Below are 657 nucleotides of genomic sequence, written 5' to 3'. Positions count from 1 at the left end.
TTGCAGGAAGATATAAGTTTTTTAATCCAGGAAGGTGGAATCACTTTATTAACGGGCAAAACATAACAGGAATAATAGATAAACTAAAAAGCATATGGCAGCAACCACAACCAAAATTGCAATTTCCTTAATTATTTTATTAAGTTTCTATAATTGTAAGAAAACTAATGGAGAAGCAGATAAAAATGTTTCTCCTTCAATAAAAGTAACTGATACAGTGATAGCTATATCCGACACTGTTCTTAGCAAGAAGGATTTAGAGGATTTTAAAAAGGAAGTAAGCAATAAAGGAGATAATTATTCATTTACTAGATTAATTATTCATTTCCAAGAAAACAATGATTATAAAGAATTATATAAGTATGCAAAGATTATGGCTGACAAATATAATAGAGGAGATGGCTACAGTCAAGTTTTTGAATGTATTGTTGCAATGAATAATAATAATTCATATATAGATGTTCCTGATTTTGCCAAGATTAATGAAAAAGCTAAATCAGAAGCTTTAAAATATTTGGAAAAAGGAGTAAGATTGAATGATATTGGGTGTACAGCAAAATTGGAAGAGATTTATAGGAATGGCATTGGTGTGAAAAAAGATATAAAGAAAGCAGACGAACTTAAGAAAAAAATGGAAAAAATGTGAACCTATGCAAT

The 657-nt window shown here is 28.6% G+C and carries 1 protein-coding gene; it reads left to right on the top strand.

Annotated features, from left to right (window positions below; genetic code table 11):
* The first annotated feature begins 94 nt into the window (after window positions 1-94).
* The gene (locus ABMQ40_RS16665) at window positions 95-646 is read left to right on the top strand and encodes an SEL1-like repeat protein (RefSeq protein WP_370901639.1); all 552 of its coding nucleotides are present in this window, start codon (window positions 95-97) and stop codon (window positions 644-646) included.
* Window positions 647-657: the final 11 nt, after the last annotated feature.

Origin of the sequence: Chryseobacterium gossypii, assembly GCF_041361455.1 — a bacterium.
GTDB classification, from domain to species: domain Bacteria; phylum Bacteroidota; class Bacteroidia; order Flavobacteriales; family Weeksellaceae; genus Chryseobacterium; species Chryseobacterium gossypii.
Note: the sequence above shows the minus strand (reverse complement) of the source record. Positions and strands in the feature narration are given on the sequence as shown.